The organism is Streptomyces sp. 2-1, from assembly GCF_048564895.1.
Classification (GTDB): domain Bacteria; phylum Actinomycetota; class Actinomycetes; order Streptomycetales; family Streptomycetaceae; genus Streptomyces; species Streptomyces phaeochromogenes.
This window is the reverse complement of the sequence record NZ_CP183383.1, coordinates 4685937-4705478: the sequence shown is the minus strand read 5'-3', so window position 1 is coordinate 4705478 and position 19542 is coordinate 4685937. Positions and strand designations below refer to the sequence as shown.

The window sequence follows — 19542 nt, the reverse complement described above, 5'->3', positions numbered from 1 at the left end:
AGAGCGCGGGCCCTCATGGTGCAGATCAAGACCCCCGAGCAGATCGCCAAGATGCGTGAGGCGGGCCTGGTCGTCGCCGCCGTCCACAGGGCGACACGGGAAGCGGCGGTACCCGGGGCCACGACGAAGGACCTCGACGAGGTCGCCCGCAAGGTGCTGGCCGAGCACGGTGCCAAGTCCAACTTCCTGGGATACGGCGGCTTCCCCGCGACGATCTGCACCTCGGCGAACGAGGTCGTCGTGCACGGTATCCCGAGCGACGACGTCGTGCTGAAGGACGGCGACATCATCTCGATCGACGCCGGCGCCATCGTCGACGGCTGGCACGGGGACGCCGCCTTCACCGCCTTCGTCGGATCCGGTCACGCTCCGGAGCTCATCGAGCTGTCCCGGGTGACCGAGGAGTCGATGTGGGCCGGGATCGCCGCCATGAAGCTGGGAAACCGGCTCGTGGACGTCTCCCGCGCCATCGAGACGTACATCCGGCGGCAGCCGAAGCCCGGCGGCGGCAAGTACGGGATCGTCGAGGACTACGGCGGCCACGGCATCGGCACCGAGATGCACATGGATCCGCATCTGCTGAACTACGTGGAGCGGCGTCGGGGGAAGGGGCCGAAGCTCGTTCCCGGGTTCTGCCTCGCCATCGAGCCCATGGTTTCGCTGGGTACGCCGAAGACCGAGGTTCTCTCGGACGACTGGACCGTCATCACGACGGACGGCACGTGGTCCTCCCACTGGGAGCACTCTGTCGCGCTGACGGAGGCGGGGCCGCTCGTGCTCACGGCTCCCGACGGGGGCAAGGCGAAGCTGGCCGAGTACGGGATCACGGCGGCTCCTGACCCTCTGGGCTGAGTTCGCGCTGTAGTGCTGGGCTGGTGTATGCGTCGCGGCTGCGGCCCTGTGGGGCCGGTCGCGCAGTGCCCTGCGCCCCTGAGGGGCGCGTCTGCTGCTTAGGGATCTTCCGCGCGGGGCAGGCTATCTCGATTCGTCTTTCCGAGGGCCCTGGCGTAGACTGACTCGTCGGCTCTCGTGCATCTGCATGTCTGCGTGCAGTAAGCACGGGGTCGATCAAGGTAGTCGATTCGAAGGGCGAAGCGTGGCCAAGAAGCAAGGTGCCATCGAGATCGAGGGCACTGTCGTCGAGTCTCTTCCGAACGCCATGTTCAAGGTCGAGCTCCAGAACGGCCACCAGGTCCTGGCACACATCAGCGGCAAGATGCGTATGCACTACATCCGCATCCTCCCTGACGACCGGGTCGTGGTGGAGTTGTCTCCGTACGACCTGACCCGTGGCCGGATCGTCTACCGGTACAAGTAGATCTTGCCTGTGTCCCGTATTCCGCGGGGCGGTGGCACTGACCCGGAGAACCTCACCCAATGAAGGTCAAGCCGAGCGTCAAGAAGATCTGCGACAAGTGCAGGGTGATCCGCCGTCACGGCCGGGTCATGGTCATCTGCGAAAACCCGCGGCACAAGCAGCGCCAGGGCTGACGCACGACCGAACCTTCTGCACCCGCAGAGTTTCGCGCGACGCAAGTAGCACATGTTCATACGCAGAGCCCGGATCCGCTGTTCGCAGGGATTCCGATACCCCCGGTCGGAGGCCGGGGACCCAGTTCGTACCTCATACGGCGGCTGGGAACCGGTTTTGCGGAAGACCTCCGAACGACAACTGGAGCCATTGAATGGCACGCGTTTCCGGTGTTGACATCCCGCGCGAAAAGCGCGTGGAGGTTGCCCTCACCTACGTGTTCGGCATCGGCCGGACCCTCTCGCAGAAGACGCTGGCCGACACCGGCGTCAACCCCAACACCCGCGTTCGTGACCTCTCCGAGGAGGAGCTGGTCAGGATCCGCGAGTACGTGGACAACAACTTCAAGACCGAGGGTGACCTCCGCCGTGAGGTTCAGGCCGACATCCGCCGCAAGGTCGAGATCGGCTGCTACCAGGGTCTGCGCCACCGTCGTGGCCTGCCCGTCCACGGTCAGCGCACCAGCACGAACGCTCGTACCCGCAAGGGCCCGCGTCGCGCCATCGCCGGCAAGAAGAAGCCGGGCAAGAAGTAGTCCGCAGCGGACAACGCTTCATCAGCGGTCTTCGCTGTAGGACCGACCACCTCCCCGTAGGAGATATAGATGCCCCCCAAGGGTCGTCAGGGCGCTGCCAAGAAGGTGCGCCGCAAGGAAAAGAAGAACGTCGCTCACGGTCACGCGCACATCAAGAGCACGTTCAACAACACGATCGTCTCGATCACGGACCCCGCGGGCAACGTGATCTCCTGGGCCTCCGCCGGCCACGTCGGCTTCAAGGGCTCGCGCAAGTCCACCCCCTTCGCCGCGCAGATGGCCGCCGAGTCGGCCGCCCGCCGCGCGCAGGAGCACGGCATGCGCAAGGTCGACGTCTTCGTCAAGGGCCCGGGTTCGGGTCGCGAGACGGCCATCCGTTCGCTGCAGGCGACCGGTCTTGAGGTCGGCTCCATCCAGGACGTGACGCCCACGCCGCACAACGGCTGCCGTCCGCCCAAGCGCCGCCGCGTCTGACGCTCTGACGCAGGGCGGCTCGGCATACGGCTGGGGGTGTGGGGGTTATCCCCCACAATGTCGCAGTACGGCTGCCGTCCGCCCAAGCGCCGTCGCGTCTGACGCACGGTTGTCTTGATTTTTGTGGGGTCCGGGCGGTATGGCCTTTCGGGGCCGTACCGCCCGTACCCTTGTAGTACTCAAGGGCATCAAATAGTGGGTGCCCATGACTGAAGGATTCACTTCATGCTGATCGCTCAGCGTCCCTCGTTGACCGAAGAGGTCGTCGACGAGTTCCGCTCCCGGTTCGTGATCGAGCCGCTGGAGCCGGGCTTCGGCTACACCCTCGGCAACTCGCTCCGCCGGACTCTTCTCTCCTCCATCCCCGGTGCGGCTGTCACCAGCATCCGCATCGACGGTGTCCTGCACGAGTTCACCACCGTGCCGGGCGTCAAGGAGGACGTCACCGACCTGATCCTCAACATCAAGCAGCTGGTCGTCTCCTCGGAGCACGACGAGCCGGTCGTGATGTACCTGCGCAAGCAGGGTCCGGGTCTGGTCACCGCAGCCGACATCGCGCCCCCGGCCGGTGTCGAGGTGCACAACCCCGACCTCGTCCTCGCCACGCTCAACGGCAAGGGCAAGCTGGAGATGGAGCTGACGGTCGAGCGTGGCCGTGGTTACGTTTCGGCTGTTCAGAACAAGCAGGTCGGGCAGGAGATCGGTCGTATTCCGGTCGACTCCATCTACTCGCCCGTTCTGAAGGTCACGTACAAGGTCGAGGCGACGCGTGTCGAGCAGCGCACCGACTTCGACAAGCTGATCGTCGACGTCGAGACCAAGCAGGCGATGCGTCCGCGTGACGCCATGGCCTCCGCCGGTAAGACGCTGGTCGAGCTGTTCGGTCTCGCACGCGAGCTGAACATCGACGCCGAGGGCATCGACATGGGTCCGTCCCCGACGGACGCCGCGCTCGCCGCCGATCTCGCCCTGCCGATCGAGGAGCTCGAGCTCACCGTTCGGTCGTACAACTGCCTCAAGCGCGAGGGCATCCACTCCGTGGGTGAGCTCGTGGCCAGGTCCGAGGCGGACCTGCTCGACATCCGCAACTTCGGTGCGAAGTCGATCGACGAGGTCAAGGCGAAGCTCGCCGGGATGGGTCTGGCCCTCAAGGACAGCCCGCCCGGATTCGACCCGACCGCCGCCGCCGACGCCTTCGGCGCCGACGACGACGCGGACGCGGGTTTCGTGGAGACCGAGCAGTACTAGTCTCTCCACGAGACGTCCGGAATGTGGCTGTGGGACCGTTGTGGCTGGTCGCGCAGTTTCCCCGCGCCCCTTATGGGGCGCGGACCCTCCGAGGCGCCCCGAAAAGGGCGCCCCGGATCTTCGACGGGCAGCCGCCCGCTCGGATACTGACCTCGGTACCTGATACGGCCGGGGCAGACACCTAGGAGAAACACCATGCCGAAGCCCACCAAGGGTGCCCGTCTGGGCGGCAGCGCCGCGCACGAGAAGCTGCTTCTCGCGAACCTCGCGAAGTCGCTCTTCGAGCACGGCAAGATCACGACCACCGAGGCGAAGGCCCGTCGGCTCCGGCCGTACGCCGAGCGTCTGGTCACCAAGGCGAAGAAGGGCGACCTTCACAACCGCCGTCAGGTGCTCACGGTCATCACGGACAAGAGCGTCGTGCACACGCTCTTCACCGAGATCGGCCCGCGCTACGAGAACCGTCCGGGTGGCTACACCCGTATCACCAAGATCGGTAACCGCCGTGGCGACAACGCGCCCATGGCTGTCATCGAGCTGGTGGAGGCCCTGACCGTGGCCCAGCAGGCCACCGGTGAGGCCGAGGCGGCGACGCAGCGTGCCGTCAAGGAAGACGCCCTCAAGAAGGACGACGCCCTGAAGAAGGACGAGGCCGTCGAGGCCAAGTCCGACGAGGTCGTCGAGGACGCCAAGCCGGCCGACGAGGCCGCCGAGGAGTCCAAGGACGCGTAAGCGTTCTGCGTTGGCGGGCCCGTTCCTTTCGAGGAGCGGGCCCGCTCCCGTGTTCCTGAGAGGATCTCCAGGTGAGTGATGAAGCAGCGCCCGGCCATGTCCGTATCCGGATGGATCTCTCGTACGACGGGAGCGAGTTCTCCGGCTGGGCCAAGCAGGCCGGCGGGCGCAGGACCGTGCAGGGGGAGATCGAGGAAGCCCTGCGGACGGTGACACGGTCGCGGGACACCACGTACGAGCTGACCGTGGCCGGGCGGACCGATGCCGGGGTGCACGCCCGGGGGCAGGTGACGCATGTCGATCTGCCCGTCGAGGTGTGGGGCGAACAGCGCGGGAAGCTGCTCAAGCGGCTGGCCGGGCGGCTTCCCAAGGATGTGCGGGTGTGGGCCGTCAGGGAGGCGCCGAGCGGCTTCAACGCGCGGTTCTCGGCCGTCTGGCGCCGGTACGCCTATCGCGTCACCGACAACCCCGGTGGCGTCGATCCGCTGCTGCGCAGCCATGTCCTCTGGCACGACTGGCCGCTCGACGTCGACGCCATGAACGAGGCCGCGGAGCGGTTGCTCGGCGAGCACGACTTCGCCGCCTACTGCAAGAAGCGGGAGGGCGCCACGACCATCCGTACGCTGCAGCAGCTGAGCCTGGAGCGGGGGAGCGACGGGATCATCACCGCCACCGTGCGGGCCGACGCCTTCTGCCACAACATGGTGCGCTCGCTCATCGGGGCGCTGCTGTTCGTGGGGGACGGGCACCGGGGGCCCGACTGGCCCGGCAAGGTGCTCGCCGCGGGGGTGCGGGACTCCGCCGTGCATGTGGTGCGGCCGCACGGGCTGACGCTCGAAGAGGTCGGGTACCCGGCCGACGAGCTGTTGGCCGCGCGGAACAAAGAGGCGCGAAACCGGCGGACCCTGCCGGGAGCGGGGTGCTGCTGACGGGAGCCGCGCCCCTAGAACAAAGGGGCAAGTGGCTACGTATGCCCGCTGTGGCGTGTGATGAAACCCCTGCGTAACACGTACGTTCGGACGTAACCTCTGAAACTCGGTTATGATTCCGCTGCTCGGCTGAAGGTTCGATTAGGGGTTGGCCGAGTTCGGGTGGGGGTAACGGGCCGCAACGGCCCCGGGGGTTTTGCATGAGTGCAGTGGGGACTGCTCGTGTTCCGCAGAACAGGAAACGCAAAAGGACGCCGCAGAGTCATGGGCTCCTGCCGACGCCGCCTGACGACGTCGAGAAGTACTCGTACTCCCGTCGGTACCTGTGGGTGCTGACGGTCGGTTCGCTGATCAGCTTCGCGTGTCTGGCGATGAGCCAGTTTCTGTTCACGGCGTCGAGTCCGTGGTTCTGGCTGACGCTGCCGCTGCTGGCGTTCATCATCGCGGACTACCTGATCTCGTTGTACCTCGACGGGCTCAGCAAGGACTTCGACATCAAGGGCCACAAGCGCCTCGTGCGCAAGTGGCAGCCCGCGGTGTATCCGAGCGTGGACATCTTCCTGCCGGTGTGCGGTGAGCCCCTGGAGGTGCTCCACAACACCTGGGTCCATGTGAACCGGCTCGCGGACAGCTACCAGGGTGTCGTGAAGACGTACGTCCTGGACGACGCGGCCGAGGAAGAGGTCGGGGCGATGGCCCGCGACTTCGGGTTCAACTACGTGGTGCGGCCCAACCGCGGCTGGTTCAAGAAGGCCGGCAACCTCAACTACTCCTTCGAGAGGACCGACGGCGACCACATCCTGATCCTGGACGCCGACTTCGCGCCGCGCGCGGACCTGCTCGACGAGCTGCTGCCGCACATGGACGACGACGAGAAGTGCGCCATCGTGCAGTCGCCGCAGTTCTTCCGCATCGTCGACGCGCAGAACTGGATCGAGCGCGGCGCGGGCGCCGTGCAGGAGCAGTTCTACCGGTCCGTACAGACCTCCCGTGAGGACCTGGACGGCTCCATCTGTGTCGGCTCGTGCGCCGTCTACCGGCGCGCGGCCCTGGAGCAGACCAACGGCATCACGCTGATCGAGCACTCCGAGGACATGTACACCGGCTTCGACCTCAGGGCCCTGGGCTGGAAGCTGCGCTACGTGCCCGTCGCGCTGTCCGCCGGTGTGTGCCCGGACACGGCCGGTGCCTTCCACAACCAGCAGTACCGCTGGTGCATGGGCTCCCTGGAGCTCCTCACCAGCAAGCGGTTCTGGGAGATGGACCTCAAGTTCAAGACCCGGCTCTGCTATGTGTCGGGGTTCCTCTACTACCTTCAGACCGCGCTCGCCACGTTCATCGCGCCGGTCATCCCGCTCGCCCTGATGATCCTGCGGCCCGACCTGCTGCGCGCCGAGGCCGCCCTGTGGGTGCTGCCGAGCGTCGCGTACGTGACGCTGGTCCTGCCGCTGTGGCACCGGGCACCGTACCGACTCGAGGCCTGGGCCGTCCGGATCATGTACGGGTGGTCGCACGTCTTCGCGGTCTGGGACGTGCTGCGGGGCCGTCCGATGGGCTGGAAGCCCACGGGCTCGGCGGGCGCCAAGAAGAACGGCATGCGCCGCTACTGGAACTGCATGATCTTCTGGACCGGCGGTACCGCCGTCCTGTGGATCATCGTCGCCGCCTGGCGCATGCTCACCCTCTATCCGCCGGACTTCGCGCTGATGCTGTCCGCCGGCCTCTTCTACGCGATGGTCGTCGGCCGTGTCCTCGTACAGCCGCGTGCCCAGGAAGTGCAGGAAGCGACCGCATGAGTTTTTCCGTACGCCGAGTGCGGGCATCACGTCCCGTGCGGGCGCTCGCCGCCACGCTCATCGCCGGTGCGCTGCTGGCCGGGTGCAGCACGTTCTCCGAGGAGGGCCGCGACCAGTACGAGCGCGGACAGGGCGAGCAGCCGGGTGCCGACGGCACCGGTGAGGCCAGTGAGTCCGCGAAGCCGGAGCCGCCGTACGACGTGCGGCCGCTGCTGGACCCGAAGAAGAAGTACCTGGGCGTGGCCGCCGACGGCGCTCCCGCCAAGATGAAGGCCGTCGAGGACTTCGCGAAGCGCGCGGGCAAGAAGCCCAACCTGATCGAGTTCTACTCCGCCTGGGGCGACCAGTACGAGCAGGAGCTCGTGAAGAACTCATGGGACTACGGCTCTGTCGCGTTCATCGCCTGGGAGCCCTTCGAGACCAGCATGAAGGACATCGCCTCCGGCAAGGAGGACAAGTACATCCGTGAGTACGCGAAGTCCGTCAAGGAGCTGAACCTCCCCGTCGCGATCAGCTTCGCGCACGAGATGAACGGCTTCTGGTACCCGTGGGGCACCAAGAAGACCAGCGCCGCCGACTTCACCGCCGCGTACAAGCACATCCACGACATCTTCGACGACGAGGGCGCCACCCAGGTCATCTGGGTGTGGAGCCCGAACGTCACCCACCCGATGCCGAAGGTGAAGCTGAAGCCGTACTGGCCGGGCGACGACTACGTCGACTGGGTCGGTGTCATCGGCTACTACGCGGCCACCGGCCCCAACACGTACCAGACGCTGTACGGGCCGACGATGACGCAGATCCGCGGCTTCACGAACAAACCCTTCATCATCGCGGAGACCGCCGCGCAGGCCGGTGAGCGCAAGCCCGCCGACATCAAGTCCCTCTTCCAGGGGACCGTGCAGCGCGACGACGTCATCGGGTTCGTCTGGTTCAACTTCGACAAGGAGACGGACTGGCGCATCAACAGCGGTCCGCTGTCGGAGAAGACCTTCAAGCAGCAGGCGGCGAACTCGAGCTTCGGATTCGATGTGACGAAGCCATGAGCGACCGACGCACGCCCACCTGGGCGGACGACTCCGAGTTGCACGACGAGTACGGGTACGGGCAGCAGCAGGGGCAGCAGCGGGGCCAGGCGCAGGGGCAACAGCAGCAGGGTCAGCAGCAGTACGCCGACAACGGGTACCCGCAGCAGAACGGGCAGTACCAGCAGAACGACCAGTACCAGCAGAACGACCAGTACCAGCAGAACGGGCAGCAACAGCACCAGCAGCAGCAACAGCAGTACGGCCACGGGAACCAGCAGCAGTACGCCCCGGCCGAAGAGGACCAGCGGCGGTACGCGCAGCAGGAGAGCCTGCGGCAGTACGCGCAGCAGGCCCAGACCCGGCCCCGGGTACAGCCGACCTACCCTCCGTACCAGGAGCAGGCCGGGGCCCATCAGGGCGGCTATGTCAGCGAGACCGGCACCTGGCGCTTCGACGTCAAGGACCTGCGGTCCTCGTACACGGACCAGCAGGCGTACGACACGTACGCGCCGTACGACCCCTATGCCTCGTACACGGCGGTGGAGCCGGAGGCGGCTCCCGCGTCCGTGGAGCCCGAGGCGGAGTCGGAGAAGCCGGGGTACACGCTGCCGCCGGTGCAGGAGTCGGCGTGGGCCGTGGACGGCGGGCGCAGCAAGCTGCTGGGCCGCTGGGTCATGCTCTGCGTCCTGCTGATCCAGACCGGGCTCTCGCTGCGGCTGCGCGGCACCGCGTTCCAGGACGAGGCGCTCTACATCGCGGCCGGTCACTACGAGGTCGGGAACATCCTGCACGGCACGCCCGTGCCGGGTGACTTCGAGGGCTACTTCTCGGGCTACCCGAAGCTGTACCCGGTGCTCGCGGCCATGGCCGACAGCGTGGCCGGGCTCGCCGGAGTGCGTATCGTCAGCCTCTTCTTCATGCTCGGCGCGACCGCGCTGCTGTACGCGACGACCCGCCGGATGTTCAACGTCCGGGCGGCGCTCGGCGCGGCGGCCCTCTTCTCGGTCATCCAGTCGACGGTGTTCCTCGGCAACTTCGCCACCTTCGACGCGGCGGCGATCTTCCTGCTCGCGCTGTCGTTCTGGATCGTCGTACGGACCGGCCGGTCGCACATCCTGATGGTCGTGCTCGCGGCGCCCCCGGCGTTCCTGGCCTTCGGCACCAAGTACGCGGCGGGTCTGTACCTGCCGACCCTGGTCGTCCTGGCGGTGCTGACCACCTACCGGCACCGCGGGCTGCTCGCCTTCGCCCGAGGAGTGGTGTTCGGCGGGGCGATGCTCGCCATGCTGGTCGCCGCCTACCTCTACACCGGGTCGCTCGGCGGTATCAGCCAGACCACCACCGACCGTGCCAAGGGCGCCGACACGGCGGCGACGATCCTGCAGCACAGCTCCGAGTGGGGCGGGCTGATGTTCCTCGCCGCGCTCGGGGGCTCCATCGCCTATGTGATCCGCCCGAGCATGGGCGAGATGCCGTGGGTCGACAAGCAGGGGCCGGGCAGGTTCCGGCGGGTCTCGCTCGGTCTGGTGCTGACCGGCACCGCGCTGCTTGCCCCCGCCTACCAGATCCACCTGCAGACCGAGATCTCGCTCTTCAAGCACGTGGGCTTCGGTCTGCTCTTCGCCGGGCCGATGGCGGGCCTCGGCATGTCCCGGCTCGTCGGCCCGCACTTCCGGCACCCGCAGCTCGGGATCATGCTCTACGTCCTGACGCTGGTGTTCGGCATGGTGCAGTCCCAGCAGGCGTACAGCTTCCCGGACTCCAAGGAGATGACGGCGATCCTGCGCAACATGGTCGACCGCAAGGGCACCTACCTCGCCGAGGAGCACGAGGTTCCCGCGTACTACCTGCGGGACAAGACCGACTACGACCAGTGGCAGAGCACGTTCGGCATGGACTACAAGGACAAGAAGGGCAAGCAGCACTCCGGCCCCGATGCCTACCGTGCCGCGGTCAAGGACGCGAAGTTCGACGTCATCGTGTTGCGCGGGACGGTCACGCCCGAGGTCGATACGGCCGTGACCGACGCGCTGCGCGGCAATTCCCACTACCGCCTGGCAGCCGTGTCGCGCTTCACCACGAGTAAGGGCGACGGCGCGTTCCGGATTTGGGTGAAGCGATGAGTGTCAATGCCTCTCCGCCGTACGGCGGCGGATATCCCGATGCCCAGGGGGGCCATGATCCGTACGCGGGTCAGGGCGCCTACGCCGGGCAGGGCGCGTACGCCGACGGCCAGGGCGGCTACGCCGGTCCTGGTCAGGGCACGTATGCCGACCCGGCGCAGGGCGCGTACGCGGCCCCCGGCCAGTACGCCGATCCCGGTCAGTACACCGACCAGGGCGCCTACACCGCGCCCGGGCAGCAGCAGGCGCAGGCCGCCGAGCCCGTCCCGCCGGCGCCGGTCGAGCCGGAGCCGGCCGCGGACGAGCCCGGGGAGGACGAGCCCGAGGATGCGAAGGGTGGCCGGCTCGTCACTGCCGTGACGTTTCTGCTGCCCACGGTGCTCGCCTTCGCCATGATCTGGCGCGGGATCGGTGACCGGCAGCTGTGGCGGGACGAGCACGCCACCTGGTGGGCGGCCTCGCTGTCGTTCCACGACCTGAGCCTGCTGATCCGCTCGATCGACGTGGTGTTCACGCCGTACTACGTGCTCATGCACATGTGGCTCGCGGTGGCCGGGGACTCCCCGACCGCGATGCGCATCCCGGGCGCGGTGGCCATGGCGGCCTCGGCCGGTCTGCTCGCCCTGCTCGGGCGGCGGCTGTTCACCACGCAGGCGGGCATCCTCGCGGGGCTGGCCGTCGCCGTCATGCCGTTCACCACCCGGTACGGGCAGGAGATCAGGCCGTACGCCTTCGCCGTGGCGGCGGTGCTGCTGTCGACGCTGCTGCTCGCCCGGGCGCTGGACAAGCCGTCGTTCAAGGTGTGGGTCGCCTACACCCTGTCGGTGCCGCTGATCGGCTGGAGCCACCTGGCCTCGATGGCGGTGCTCGGCGCACATCTCGTGATGATCGTGATCGCGCGCCGCTCGGGCGACAAGATCGTGGGCTGGGCGTACGCGGCGGCCTTCACGCTCGGCATGTGCTTCGTCGTCCCGATGGCCGTCTCGGGCTCGGGCCAGAGCGGCCAGATCGCCTGGAACAACCCCGGCATCGACGACCTGATGGACTTCCCCATGAACCTCTTCGGTTCCTGGGCGGTGGCCGTACCGGTGATGGCGCTCGGCACGGTCGGGCTGTTCTTCGCCGGCCGGATGGCCCTTCCGCTGGCCGCCTGGATCGTGCTGCCGCCGCTGGTGACCTATGTCACCGCCGCGCAGCTGCACCTCTTCCTGCCGCGCTATCTGCAGTTCACGGCACCCGCGTGGGTGCTGCTCGCGGCCGTCGCGGTGGTCCGGATCGCCGGCCCGGTGGCCGGGGCGAAGGCCGGTACGGGTGCGGCGGCCCGGCGCGGCTTCGGCTGGGTGCTCGTGGCGGCCACGGTCGCCGGAATCGCCTTCCAGTCGCTGCCCGGCATCCGTGAGACCCGGCAGAACGCGCTGGGCGAGCCGGACTTCCGGGGCGCCGCGCAGCTCATCGAGGCTGGCCAGAAGAAGGGCGACGGCATCGTCTTCAGTGGTGTGCAGACCGAGCGCCGGGCCATGGACTACGAGCTGCGCGACGACGCGGGCCGGCCCAAGGACTGGCTGATGTACCGCACACCGCAGGAGCGGGGCTCGTTCGACGCGGCCGAGTGCCCGCATCCCGCCAAGTGTCTGGCCAAGGCCGACCGGCTGTGGCTCGTGTCGACCACGCTCGACGGGAAGCCGTTCAGCGGCATGCCGAAGACGTCGGCGACCGTGATCCAGCGAAGCTTCAAGGTCGTGAAGACCAAGAAGCTCAAATACCTCCAGCTCGTGCTCCTCGAAAGGACACGCGCGGCGACGGACGACTCGTCCGAGGAAAAGGACGACGCCGCCAAGCGCAAGGTGCATACCTGAGTTGGGTTGCCGGACGCGGGCCGAGTCCCGCGTCCGGTGGGGGGCAAACAGAGAAAAGGGGAGGGAAAGAGATGTCGTACGACGTGGGGGCGGACGTGGCTGTCACCGTGGTGATGCCTACGTACAACGAAGCTGCCAATCTGCCGAGAATGGCCGAGGCTGTGCTTCAACTGCCGCTGAACGGGCTCCACTTGAAGATAGTGGACGACTCTAGTCCGGATGGTACAGGACGGATCGCCGAGGAGCTGGCGGAGAAGTACAACTGGGACGGGCGGCGCCGGATGAGCGTGCTGCACCGGACCGAGAAGGACGGCCTGGGGCGTGCGTACGTCGCCGGCATGAGCGCCGCCGTCGACGAGGGCGCGCAGTACGTCGTGCAGATGGACGCCGATGGCAGCCACCCCGTGGAAGCGGTCCCACGGATGCTCGGCACCGCCGTGGCCTCGGGCGTCGGCCTGGTCATCGGCAGCCGGTACGTCGAGGGCGGCCAGCTCGACGACGACTGGGGCGCGCACCGCGTGCTGCTGTCCCGCTTCGCCAACCGCTACGCGCGTACGGTGCTCGGCACGAAGATCCGTGACATCACGGCGGGCTTCAACCTGTGGTCGGCGCAGACCCTGCGCGACGTCGACCTGCACTCCCTGGACAGCGCCGGCTACAGCTTCCAGGTCGAGCTCAAGTTCAAGGCCGTACGCGCCGGTCACGCGGCCGTCGAGATCCCGATCCGCTTCGAGGAGCGGACCGAGGGCGTCTCGAAGATGACCCTGCGTACGCAGCTGGAGTCGGCCGTGGTGCCGGTGAAGCTGCGGCTCAAGCACAAGTGAGCAAGCAGCAGCAGTAGGCGAGCAGAAACGGGGACGGCGGCCTGCCGGGGGGCGGGCCGCCGTTCTGTTCTCCGGCGGCCGTTCCGCCGGTCGAACGATGTCTACTGGCGCGGTCTACTGGTTGGCGGCCGCGGAGGCCTGGGACTCGCCGCGGCGGTGGATCTGCCGGAAGGTGAACTCGGCCAGGTCGTCGCCGGTGGTGAAGACCTTGGAGTCCTTCTGGGTCACGTCCTTGCCGTTGGTGAAACCGGCGACCGTGAAGTACGTGTAGCGGCCGTACGAGTTGGTGGTCGAGCGGCAGATCGCCGAGCGGCAGAAGGTGGGGACACCCTCGCCGGAGAGGGACTGGACGACGCTCTTGTCGTCGGCGTCGTTCTTCGCCTTGAGGGCCTGGCCCTCGGCGTCGAAGACGGCCACGCCCACCGTCACCGCGATCCCGTCCTTCGTGTACGTGACGCGCATGAAGCGGGTGCAGTCGTTCTTGGTGAGAACCGGGCCGAGCGTGCCCTGGGCGGCCGACGCGCAGTTCTTCGTGGACGCCATCGCGCCCTTCTTGTAGACGGTCTCGCCCATCGTCAGCTGCGTACCCGGGAAGAGGAGGTCCGGGGCGAGCGGTGCGGTGTCCTTCTTGACGTTGCCTATGAAGTCCTTCGGATCCAGCGGCGGCGGCGCCGAGGTCTCCGCGAAGGACGGGCCGGTGCCCGTGGTGTCCGACGGGATGGCCGCGGACGTGGGCAGCTCGGAGGCAGGCCTGTTCGACGCCTGTTCGTTGCCGTCCGCCGAGACCACGGCCATGGCGACGGCCGTGCCGACCGCGACCGTGGCGAGCGCGCCTCCGCCGATCAGCAGCCATCTGCGCCGCCGGTTGCGCGTTTCGGACGCCTCGGCCAGCGCCGCCCAGTCGGGTGACTGACCGCCCCACTGCGGCGGTTGAGAACCTGATCCCCCGGAACCCCACGAGGGTCCCCCCTGCCCAAAGCTCATGGGGCGCATCTTAGACGGGACATGGGGTGTGCTGGTCCGTCTCCGGCACCACCGGAACCCCTGACCTGTCAAGCGTGAATGAGGCCAAAGGGGGTATCTCGGGGTGGTTGGTACGAGCCGCGTCCTGGCACGCGTGGGTCGTTCCGGGGGGTGTGCTCGGTGCCGGTGCGGTCGAGACGTCCCTGCATACACGGGGTGGGGGTATCGGCGACGCCGTCGTCGTACGGGCCGCGGAGGCCTGTGCCCGGCGGGCTCGGCGGTGGATCCCCGTATGACGATCCGCACGTTCTTTTTTGCGTGCCCACCTTTTTTGCGTGCCCACGGCTGAGGGGGCGGGCGCAGCGGGCTCAGACACGGGGGGTGTGGCCGGGCGTCGCGCGTGGGGCGGGTGGGGGCCGGTCCGGGTGGGTGGAGGACGGGCCGGGTCACTCGTTTTGACCCTTGTGGGGCGGCGCGAGTACTCTTGCCTTTCGTTATGCGTATCGGCTTGGTCGTTCTCACGCGAGAGGCCCTTACGTAGGTTCCCTGGAGCAGTTACCAGTGGGCGGCATACGGGCAGCGTCCCCGGCACTGTCGTCCCCAGCTGCACGATCGCTTCAGTGATGCCATGTGTCAGGACCCATCCACTGAAGAAGCGAAGGCTACGAAGTGCGTACGTTTAGCCCCAAGCCCGGCGACATCACTCGCCAGTGGTATGTCATTGACGCTCAGGATGTCGTCCTGGGCCGTCTGGCGACCACCGCCGCGAACATCCTCCGGGGCAAGCACAAGCCGATCTACGCCCCCCACGTCGACGCTGGTGACTTCGTCATCATCATCAACGCCGACAAGGTGCACCTCTCCGGCAACAAGAAGACCCAGAAGCTGGCGTACCGCCACTCCGGTTACCCGGGTGGTCTGCGCTCCGTCCGTTACGACGAGCTGCTGGCGAAGAACCCCGAGAAGGCCGTCGAGAAGGCCATCAAGGGCATGATCCCCAAGAACACCCTGGGCCGTCAGGTGCTCTCGAAGCTGAAGGTCTACTCGGGCGACCAGCACCCGCACGCTGCCCAGCAGCCGGTGCCGTTCGAGATCACCCAGGTCGCGCAGTAGTTCCGGCCACCCCCTAAGACGAAAAAGAATCTGAGGAGAATCGTGGCCGAGACCACCGTTGAGCAGCCGGTCGAAGAGACTGAGACCGAGCTCGTCGACGTCGAGCAGTACACCACCGAGTCCGAGGTGCCCGTCGAGGGCGAGTACACCTCGGAGTCCCTCGCCGGCCGCTTCGGCGACCCGCAGCCGGCCGCCGGCCTGGGCCGTCGCAAGAACGCCATCGCCCGTGTCCGGATCGTCCCGGGCTCCGGCAAGTGGAAGATCAACGGTCGCACCCTTGAGGACTACTTCCCCAACAAGGTGCACCAGCAGGAAGTCAACGAGCCCTTCAAGGTGCTCGAGCTCGACGACCGCTACGACGTTGTCGCCCGCATCTCGGGTGGCGGCGTCTCCGGTCAGGCCGGTGCCCTGCGCCTCGGCGTGGCCCGCGCCCTGAACGAGGCGGACGTGGACAACAACCGCGGCGCCCTGAAGAAGGCCGGATTCCTCAAGCGTGACGACCGTGCGGTCGAGCGCAAGAAGGCCGGTCTCAAGAAGGCCCGTAAGGCCCCGCAGTACAGCAAGCGCTAAATACCGCTCTGCTGTTTTGCACGAAACGCCCCGGCGGCACGTTCTGTGCCGCCGGGGCGTTCGTTTACCACAACCTTGGAACAGGTCCGGAAGTCTGCCTTGAGAAGGCCTGCAAGGCGGCAGCCTTGCGACGGACCTGGGAGATATACAGGTCCGGGGGATATACCTGACAGGGGTCGTAGCCGGACCCTGACAAGGGCCGCAGCCGGACCCCTGGCCCGAGCCGCACGTTTCTGAGTAAGCCTGAGTACCTGAGCAAGTTCGGAGGACACCAGTGGGACGACTCTTCGGGACGGACGGCGTACGTGGTGTCGCCAACGCGGATCTGACGGCCGAGCTCACGCTCGGCCTCTCCGTGGCGGCGGCGCACGTACTGGCCGAAGCGGGAACCTTCGAAGGCCACCGGCCGACGGCGGTCGTCGGACGGGACCCGCGAGCGTCCGGGGAGTTCCTGGAGGCCGCCGTGGTCGCGGGCCTCGCCAGCGCGGGCGTGGACGTCCTGCGCGTCGGCGTCCTGCCGACCCCCGCGGTCGCGTATCTCACCGGTGCGCTCGGCGCGGACCTCGGTGTGATGCTCTCCGCCAGCCACAACGCCATGCCGGACAACGGCATCAAGTTCTTCGCCCGCGGCGGACACAAGCTCGCCGACGAGCTGGAGGACCGGATCGAGGCCGTCTACGAGGAGCACCGCACCGGCGCTCCCTGGGACCGGCCCACCGGTTCGGGCGTCGGCCGCGTCCGCTCGTACGAGGAGGGCTTCGACCAGTACGTCGCCCATCTCCTCACGGCCGTTCCGAACCGTCTGGACGGTCTGAAGGTCGTCCTGGACGAGGCGCACGGCGCTGCCGCCCGGGTCTCGCCCGAGGCCTTCACCCGCGCAGGCGCCGAGATCGTCACGATCGGCGCCGACCCGGACGGGCTCAACATCAACGACGGGTGCGGTTCCACCCACCTCGGCCTGCTCAAGGCCGCCGTCATCGAGCACGGTGCCGCTCTCGGTATCGCGCACGACGGTGACGCCGACCGGTGCCTCGCCGTGGACCACACGGGTGCCGAGGTCGACGGCGACCAGATCCTCGCGGTCCTCGCGCTCGCGATGCGGGAGCGTTCCGAGCTGCGGTCCGACACCGTCGTCGCCACGGTCATGTCGAACCTCGGGTTCAAGCTGGCCATGGAGCGGGAGGGGCTGTCCCTCGTGCAGACCGGGGTCGGGGACCGGTACGTGCTGGAGGAGATGAAGGAGCACGGGTACGCGCTCGGCGGCGAGCAGTCCGGGCACGTGATCATCCTTGACCACGCGACCACGGGCGACGGGACGTTGACAGGGCTGCTGCTCGCGGCTCGGGTCGCTCAGACCGGTCGTACGCTTCGGGAACTCGCGTCCGTGATGGAGCGGTTGCCGCAGGTTCTCATCAACGTGCCTGATGTCGACCGGTCCCGGGTGGGGACGTCCGCGGAACTGGCCTCGGCCGTTGCCGAGGCCGAGCGGGAACTCGGGGCCACGGGGCGGGTGTTGTTGCGGCCTTCCGGGACCGAGCCGTTGGTTCGGGTGATGGTTGAGGCGGCGGATATTGATCAGGCTCGGTCTGTGGCGGGGCGGCTTGCTGATGCGGTGAAGTCTGCGCTGGGGTGATTTTTGGGCTGCCCAGGGGGTGGGGGGAGCCGTTCGTTGCGGGGTGCGGGTTGGTTGTGGCTGGACTGCGCGGTTCCTCGCGCCCCTAAAAGCGAAAGCCTGCGCCGTTCCCCGCGCCCCTGGAAGGTGCGCGGTTCCTCGCGCCCCTAAAGGCAAAAGACTGCGCCGTTCCCCGCGCCCCTTAGGTGCGTGCCCTCTGCCTTGACCAGGCCCACTTCTGGGCCAGGAGGGTCAGCGTGCCCGCGAGGACGATGCCCAGGAGGTTCAGTAGGAGCTGGTTGGTGGAGCCGATGGTTTGGGTGGTGTCTCCGTAGCTGAGGGCCACGGCCGCGTTGGCGGCGGCCGGGACCGTGGTGACGGAGATGGCCACGCCGACCAGGAGGCCCGACTTGGCCGAGGTCAGGGAGAGGGTGCCGGCGATGCCCGCGAGGACCGCCACGACGAACGAGAACGCGTCGGGGGCGTAGACGAAGGCGGTGTTGGGGCGGTCGCCCTCCAACTGGGCCTCGCTGAACAGGCCGAGGCCGTCCATGAAGAGGCTGAAGCCGACCGTCACCGCCATCGCCACCGCGAAGCCCACCAGCAGCGCGATCAGGGAGCGCAGCGCCAGGCGCGGGTGACGCTGGACCAGGGCCGTGCTGAAGCCGGCCAGCGGGCCGAACTCCGGGCCCACCGCCATCGCGCCCACGATCAGGATCGCGTTGTCGAGGACCACACCGCAGGCCGCGATCATCGTGGCGAGGGTGATGAAGGCGATGTACGTGAACGAGAGCGTCGACTCCTCGTGCGTCGCGTCCGCCAGGTGCTCCCACAGGACCGCGTCCGCGCCCTCGCCGGGGGCGTCGTCCGCCGCCTTGTCGGCGCGCTCCGACAGCGACAGGTCGATGTTCTCGACGGCGATCGAACCGTGCGTGTCGATCTCCAACTCGCGCAGCCCGCCGATGAGTTCGTCGCCGGCCTCGCGCGCCACGTCGACCATGACGATGTCGCCCGCGGGGTTGCGGGCGGCACCCGGTACGACCGCGAGGTGCGTGGTGCCGACCGTGTCCTCGATCAGGCGGACCACGGCGTCGGTTCTGTCGGCCGGGGTGATCAGGCGGAGATGCAGCATGCGACGCAGAGTAGCCGCAGAGGGGAAACCTCTGGTTACAGCTTGCGCAGGCTCAGCCTCTGGACCTTGTGGTCCGGGCCCTTGCGGACGACGAGGGTGGCGCGGCCACGGGTCGGGGCCACGTTCTCCAGGAGGTTGACCTTGTTGATGGTCCGCCAGGTCGTCCGCGCGTAGTCGAGGGCCTCCTCCTCGGAGACCTGCGTGTACTTGCGGAAGTACGAGGAAGGGTTCTGGAAGGCGGTGGCGCGCAGCTTGCGGAAGCGGTTGAGGTACCAGGCCTCGATGTCCTCGGCCCGCGCGTCCACGTACACGCTGAAGTCGAAGTAGTCGGCGAGGCCGACGCGGGTGCGGCCGTCCTTGCCGGGCAGGGCGGGCTGCAGGACGTTCAGGCCCTCGACGATCAGGATGTCCGGGCGGCGGACGGTGAGCCGCCTGCCGGGGACGATGTCGTAGATGAGGTGCGAGTAGACGGGGGCCGTCACCTCGTCCTTGCCCGCCTTGATGTCCGCGACGAAACGGGTCAGCGCCCGGCGGTCGTACGACTCGGGGAAGCCCTTCCTCGACATCAGACCGCGGGCCTGGAGCTCCTTGGTGGGCAGCAGGAAGCCGTCCGTGGTGACCAGCTCGACGCGCGGGTGCTCGGGCCAGCGGGACAGCAGCGCCTGGAGGAGGCGCGCGACGGTGGACTTGCCGACGGCGACCGAGCCCGCGACGCCTATCACGAACGGCGTACCGGACTGGGAGCCCTTCTCGCCGAGGAACGTGTTCAGGGCGCCGCGCAGGCCGTCGGTCGCACCCACGTAGAGGTTGAGGAGCCGGGAGAGCGGCAGATAGATGTCCCGCACCTCGTCGAGGTCGATGACATCGCCCAGGCCGCGCAGCTTCTCCACCTCCTCGGCGGTCAGCGGAAGCGGCGTCTTCTCACGCAGCGCGCTCCATTCCGAGCGGGTGAGGTCGAGGTAGGGAGTCGCCTCCGGCCTGGGCCGGTGGGCGCTCCGCGGCAACGAGGAGACCGGTGAGATCACAGTTCATTGTTACGGGAGTTTGAACAGGGTGGCGGGTGGAGTCCGTCACGT

19 protein-coding genes are annotated in these 19542 nt (G+C 67.9%); 16 read left to right on the top strand and 3 right to left on the bottom strand.

Annotated elements, in window-relative coordinates:
• Nucleotides 1–15 precede the first annotated feature (15 nt).
• The 13 genes from map (at nt 16) to ACN20J_RS20515 (ending at nt 13076) form a co-directional block, all read left to right on the top strand.
• Nucleotides 16–852, top strand: coding sequence for a type I methionyl aminopeptidase (gene map / locus ACN20J_RS20575; RefSeq protein ID WP_190231095.1), 837 nt, complete (start codon nt 16–18; stop codon nt 850–852).
• 244 nt (nt 853–1096) lie between these two features.
• A complete protein-coding gene (gene infA, locus ACN20J_RS20570) occupies nt 1097–1318 on the top strand; it encodes a translation initiation factor IF-1 (protein ID WP_003948620.1) in 222 nt (73 codons plus the stop codon).
• A 59-nt stretch (nt 1319–1377) separates the two neighbouring features.
• Nucleotides 1378–1491, top strand: a complete 114-nt coding sequence (gene rpmJ, locus ACN20J_RS20565) for a 50S ribosomal protein L36 (RefSeq protein WP_003998809.1) — start codon at nt 1378–1380, stop codon at nt 1489–1491.
• 194 nt (nt 1492–1685) lie between these two features.
• The gene (rpsM, locus tag ACN20J_RS20560; protein WP_107022207.1) at nt 1686–2066 is read left to right on the top strand and encodes a 30S ribosomal protein S13; all 381 of its coding nucleotides are present in this window, start codon (nt 1686–1688) and stop codon (nt 2064–2066) included.
• Nucleotides 2067–2135: 69 nt separating this feature from the next.
• The gene (rpsK, locus tag ACN20J_RS20555) at nt 2136–2540 is read left to right on the top strand and encodes a 30S ribosomal protein S11 (protein WP_006376016.1); all 405 of its coding nucleotides are present in this window, start codon (nt 2136–2138) and stop codon (nt 2538–2540) included.
• A 225-nt stretch (nt 2541–2765) separates the two neighbouring features.
• Nucleotides 2766–3788, top strand: a complete 1023-nt coding sequence (locus ACN20J_RS20550; protein WP_003966937.1) for a DNA-directed RNA polymerase subunit alpha — start codon at nt 2766–2768, stop codon at nt 3786–3788.
• Between the two features lie 195 nt (nt 3789–3983).
• Complete coding sequence (gene rplQ / locus ACN20J_RS20545; RefSeq protein ID WP_189845067.1) at nt 3984–4520, top strand: 50S ribosomal protein L17; 537 nt, start codon at nt 3984–3986, stop codon at nt 4518–4520.
• A gap of 71 nt (nt 4521–4591) precedes the next feature.
• Nucleotides 4592–5449, top strand: a complete 858-nt coding sequence (truA, locus tag ACN20J_RS20540; RefSeq protein WP_419666488.1) for a tRNA pseudouridine(38-40) synthase TruA — start codon at nt 4592–4594, stop codon at nt 5447–5449.
• 200 nt (nt 5450–5649) lie between these two features.
• A complete protein-coding gene (locus ACN20J_RS20535; protein ID WP_189845065.1) occupies nt 5650–7245 on the top strand; it encodes a glycosyltransferase family 2 protein in 1596 nt (531 codons plus the stop codon).
• Nucleotides 7242–8291, top strand: coding sequence for a glycoside hydrolase family 26 protein (locus ACN20J_RS20530; protein ID WP_189845064.1), 1050 nt, complete (start codon nt 7242–7244; stop codon nt 8289–8291). Before ACN20J_RS20535 ends, ACN20J_RS20530 begins: the two co-directional genes overlap by 4 nt.
• On the top strand, nt 8288–10396 hold the full coding sequence (locus tag ACN20J_RS20525; RefSeq protein ID WP_419666487.1) for an ArnT family glycosyltransferase: 2109 nt from the start codon (nt 8288–8290) through the stop codon (nt 10394–10396). Before ACN20J_RS20530 ends, ACN20J_RS20525 begins: the two co-directional genes overlap by 4 nt.
• Complete coding sequence (locus tag ACN20J_RS20520; protein ID WP_190231098.1) at nt 10393–12252, top strand: glycosyltransferase family 39 protein; 1860 nt, start codon at nt 10393–10395, stop codon at nt 12250–12252. Before ACN20J_RS20525 ends, ACN20J_RS20520 begins: the two co-directional genes overlap by 4 nt.
• Before the next feature lie 71 nt (nt 12253–12323).
• Nucleotides 12324–13076, top strand: a complete 753-nt coding sequence (locus ACN20J_RS20515) for a polyprenol monophosphomannose synthase (RefSeq protein ID WP_143642837.1) — start codon at nt 12324–12326, stop codon at nt 13074–13076.
• Between the two features lie 114 nt (nt 13077–13190).
• On the opposite strand, the gene ACN20J_RS20510 is transcribed toward ACN20J_RS20515, so the two are convergent.
• Nucleotides 13191–14060 carry a hypothetical protein gene (locus tag ACN20J_RS20510; RefSeq protein WP_372505577.1) on the bottom strand — a complete coding sequence of 290 codons (870 nt, stop codon included), beginning with the start codon at nt 14058–14060 and terminating at the stop codon, nt 13191–13193.
• A 648-nt stretch (nt 14061–14708) separates the two neighbouring features.
• On the opposite strand from ACN20J_RS20510, the gene rplM reads away from it, so the two are divergent.
• The 3 genes from rplM (at nt 14709) to glmM (ending at nt 17355) form a co-directional block, all read left to right on the top strand.
• On the top strand, nt 14709–15152 hold the full coding sequence (rplM, locus tag ACN20J_RS20505; RefSeq protein ID WP_055614906.1) for a 50S ribosomal protein L13: 444 nt from the start codon (nt 14709–14711) through the stop codon (nt 15150–15152).
• A gap of 42 nt (nt 15153–15194) precedes the next feature.
• Entirely contained in the window at nt 15195–15722 is a 528-nt protein-coding gene (gene rpsI / locus ACN20J_RS20500; protein ID WP_055614905.1) for a 30S ribosomal protein S9, read from the top strand.
• A gap of 274 nt (nt 15723–15996) precedes the next feature.
• The gene (glmM, locus tag ACN20J_RS20495) at nt 15997–17355 is read left to right on the top strand and encodes a phosphoglucosamine mutase (protein ID WP_361896189.1); all 1359 of its coding nucleotides are present in this window, start codon (nt 15997–15999) and stop codon (nt 17353–17355) included.
• A 181-nt stretch (nt 17356–17536) separates the two neighbouring features.
• Here glmM and ACN20J_RS20490 read toward each other — a convergent pair whose 3' ends face one another.
• Nucleotides 17537–18466 (bottom strand): DUF389 domain-containing protein, encoded by a 930-nt coding sequence (locus ACN20J_RS20490; RefSeq protein WP_189845060.1) that lies wholly within the window; start codon nt 18464–18466, stop codon nt 17537–17539.
• 35 nt (nt 18467–18501) lie between these two features.
• A complete protein-coding gene (gene coaA, locus ACN20J_RS20485) occupies nt 18502–19491 on the bottom strand; it encodes a type I pantothenate kinase (RefSeq protein WP_361914085.1) in 990 nt (329 codons plus the stop codon).
• Nucleotides 19492–19542: the final 51 nt, after the last annotated feature.

Coding starts and splice junctions, on each gene's coding strand:
- rpsM (WP_107022207.1), top strand. CDS start 1,686: ATGGCACGCGTTTCCGGTGTTGACATCCCGCGCGAAAAGCGCGTGGAG.
- rplQ (WP_189845067.1), top strand. CDS start 3,984: ATGCCGAAGCCCACCAAGGGTGCCCGTCTGGGCGGCAGCGCCGCGCAC.
- ACN20J_RS20510 (WP_372505577.1), bottom strand. CDS start 14,060: ATGAGCTTTGGGCAGGGGGGACCCTCGTGGGGTTCCGGGGGATCAGGT.
- ACN20J_RS20530 (WP_189845064.1), top strand. CDS start 7,242: ATGAGTTTTTCCGTACGCCGAGTGCGGGCATCACGTCCCGTGCGGGCG.
- map (WP_190231095.1), top strand. CDS start 16: ATGGTGCAGATCAAGACCCCCGAGCAGATCGCCAAGATGCGTGAGGCG.
- rpsK (WP_006376016.1), top strand. CDS start 2,136: ATGCCCCCCAAGGGTCGTCAGGGCGCTGCCAAGAAGGTGCGCCGCAAG.
- ACN20J_RS20525 (WP_419666487.1), top strand. CDS start 8,288: ATGAGCGACCGACGCACGCCCACCTGGGCGGACGACTCCGAGTTGCAC.
- ACN20J_RS20535 (WP_189845065.1), top strand. CDS start 5,650: ATGAGTGCAGTGGGGACTGCTCGTGTTCCGCAGAACAGGAAACGCAAA.
- ACN20J_RS20550 (WP_003966937.1), top strand. CDS start 2,766: ATGCTGATCGCTCAGCGTCCCTCGTTGACCGAAGAGGTCGTCGACGAG.
- ACN20J_RS20520 (WP_190231098.1), top strand. CDS start 10,393: ATGAGTGTCAATGCCTCTCCGCCGTACGGCGGCGGATATCCCGATGCC.
- rpmJ (WP_003998809.1), top strand. CDS start 1,378: ATGAAGGTCAAGCCGAGCGTCAAGAAGATCTGCGACAAGTGCAGGGTG.
- ACN20J_RS20490 (WP_189845060.1), bottom strand. CDS start 18,466: ATGCTGCATCTCCGCCTGATCACCCCGGCCGACAGAACCGACGCCGTG.
- ACN20J_RS20515 (WP_143642837.1), top strand. CDS start 12,324: ATGTCGTACGACGTGGGGGCGGACGTGGCTGTCACCGTGGTGATGCCT.